Origin of the sequence: Brevibacterium sp. SIMBA_078, from assembly GCF_046534565.1 — a bacterium.
Classification (GTDB): Bacteria; Actinomycetota; Actinomycetes; order Actinomycetales; family Brevibacteriaceae; genus Brevibacterium.
The window spans coordinates 1-357 of sequence record NZ_JAWRYQ010000072.1; the positions used below are offsets into that span (position 1 = coordinate 1).

General features: G+C 38.4%; 1 protein-coding gene. It reads left to right on the top strand.

Features of this window, described 5'->3' with window-relative positions:
* Positions 1-32 precede the first annotated feature (32 nt).
* A partial coding sequence (locus tag SB749_RS18915) for a hypothetical protein (protein ID WP_410711657.1) occupies positions 33-357 on the top strand: 325 nt, incomplete at its 3' end.

Here is a 357-nt window from a genome sequence, read left to right on the forward strand (position 1 = left end):
CTAATACGTATACACATGAAATTTCCCACCGTATGGAAGCTATTAATCCTAAGTTAGTATCATTTGAAGCGAAGTTTTTCGAAAGACGTACTAAAGGCAGTAAGCCTAGAAAGTTGCGTGATGCCACAGGACTTAATTATGCAGACCATGAAGTATACTTCCCATTAAACGATGCCTATGATGGGAAAGATTGGGTAGAGTATTACATGGGTAAACCTTACAAATGGGATAATGCTATGGTAAACTCCAACATGTTCAACCAGTATTATAATTCACCTGAAGCACCTGAGAAGCCAAAAGAAAATGACTATCGTGCGTTTGAAATTTTCACGATGGGTATGGAACAGCTAGTACATG